The sequence below is a fragment of the Streptomyces sp. NPDC002671 genome, from assembly GCF_053592475.1.
This window is the reverse complement of the sequence record NZ_JBSFVU010000161.1, coordinates 1-1,737: the sequence shown is the minus strand read 5'-3', so window position 1 is coordinate 1,737 and position 1,737 is coordinate 1. Positions and strand designations below refer to the sequence as shown.

The window sequence follows — 1,737 nt, the reverse complement described above, 5'->3', positions numbered from 1 at the left end:
GTTCTTCTTGGTCGAACAACCCATCTACCAGGGGCTTCACCAGTTCGTCAGCCCAACTGCCAAGCTGACGCAGCAGGTTGGAAAAGCCTCCATGCCGCCGCGCTCGGCTGCACCCCGGTAGGTGCAGCAGCCGAATTCGGTCGCCGCGAGCGGCTTGCCGTGCCGGAAATACTCGCGCAGGCCCTGACGGAAGGCGTCACTGGAATCGCCGTAGGCGTCCGCACTTACGATGTCGAAGGGCGCCCAATCGACCTGTTCCCACGTTCCGGAGGCGTAGGTGATCTTTCCGCGGAACGGTGAACGCACCGTCTCTGCGATGTTGGCCAGCAAGGAGTTCAGCCGGGCAGGAACCTCGGCGAGCCCGGCCAATGCCTCGGGGGCGCCGCTGGTCAGGGCTTCGATTCTGGCGAGGCTGTCGTCTCCGGGGAGAATGTCGGCGGCAAACAGGCTCAGTTCGCAGCCGGTGACGAAGACGTCCGCTCCCACCTCCTGGGCGCGGTCGGCACAGGTGGCGAAGTAGGGCAGCAGCTCTTCGGCGGACAGTTCGCAAGGGAATGGGGAGAACCAGACCTCAAGCCCGGCATCGGCGGCGTGCCGGGCCGCACGGGCCAGTCGCCCAGGGTCGCCGCCGGTGATCCGCACGGCATCGCAGTGCAGATCGTCTGCGATGACGCGGATCTCGCGTCGCACCGCGCCTGCGTCGAAGACGGGCCGCGAACTCTTTCCGCCCGGAGTGAAGCCAGTGTCGTAGGTGATGCTTTTGGCTCGCATGGGGTGCTCCTGACAATCGATCGACATCTGTTGCTGCGTCTCACCGGGCGTCGATGGGAATCGGTTCGGCGGACGGATCGCATGGACGACTCGGGGTGTGTCTGGAGATCAGCTCGACGGCGACGGGCCCTCCACCTTGATCGTGGACACCTTGACACTGGATCTCGAGTCCAGGAGAGGAGTCCCAGGTGGGGACCTACAAGTACCCGGCGGAGTTCCGGGCTGACGCCGTCGAGCTGGTGCGGTCGTCAGGCCGTCCGGTCTCGCAGATCGCGGCCGAGCTCGGGGTGAACCACGAGACGCTGCGGCAGTGGGTGAAGACCGCGGACAATGCTGCCCGCCCCGAGGCGGTGGCCGCGTCGGCGAAGGACGCCGAGATTGCGGCACTGCGCAAGCAGGTCCGCGAGCTGGAGATGGAACGCGACATCCTGCGCCGGGCGGCTAAGTATTTTGCGGGAGAGACCAGCTGGTGAGCCGCTTCCAGTTCGTCGCCGACCACCGTGACGCCTTCGGCGTGAAGCGGCTGTGCACCGTTTTGAACCTTTCGAGGTCCGGGTTCTATCGCTGGTTGAAGACAGCGCAGGCCAGGGCTGCGAGGAAGGCCGCCGACGCGGCCCTCACCCGGCGAATACGCACGATCCATGCCGCATCCGGGAAGACGTACGGGTCCAAGCGGATCACCGCCGAACTCCGCGAGAGCGGTCTGCTCGTCAATCGCAAGCGCATCGAGCGGCTGATGCGCCAACACGCCATTACAGGACGGAGGTTGCGGAAGAGACATCGCACGACGATCCCGGATCCGGACCGTCAGGCGGTGCCCGACCTGCTGCAGCGGAACTTCACCGCCGCTGCCCCCAACACCGTCTGGATCGGGTCGGGTAGCCGGAGGGAATCTCACCCTCCGGCTCCCACAGAACCGTGCGTAACAGTCTCCCGTTACACGGCTCTTGTCACCCTGATCACCAG

General features: G+C 65.7%; 3 protein-coding genes. 2 read left to right on the top strand and 1 reads right to left on the bottom strand.

Going from position 1 to position 1,737, the window contains the following annotated elements; translation table 11 throughout:
- Nucleotides 1–36: 36 nt before the first annotated feature.
- Nucleotides 37–771 (bottom strand): hypothetical protein, encoded by a 735-nt coding sequence (locus tag ACWD35_RS45445; RefSeq protein WP_451357172.1) that lies wholly within the window; start codon nucleotides 769–771, stop codon nucleotides 37–39.
- 188 nt (nucleotides 772–959) lie between these two features.
- Here ACWD35_RS45445 and ACWD35_RS45440 point away from each other — a divergent pair, with 188 nt between their 5' ends.
- Together ACWD35_RS45440 and ACWD35_RS45435 are read left to right on the top strand one after the other, a co-directional pair.
- Nucleotides 960–1,244 carry a transposase gene (locus ACWD35_RS45440; RefSeq protein WP_451357171.1) on the top strand — a complete coding sequence of 95 codons (285 nt, stop codon included), beginning with the start codon at nucleotides 960–962 and terminating at the stop codon, nucleotides 1,242–1,244.
- A partial coding sequence (locus tag ACWD35_RS45435) for an IS3 family transposase (RefSeq protein WP_451357170.1) occupies nucleotides 1,241–1,737 on the top strand: 497 nt, incomplete at its 3' end. The genes ACWD35_RS45440 and ACWD35_RS45435, both read left to right, overlap by 4 nt.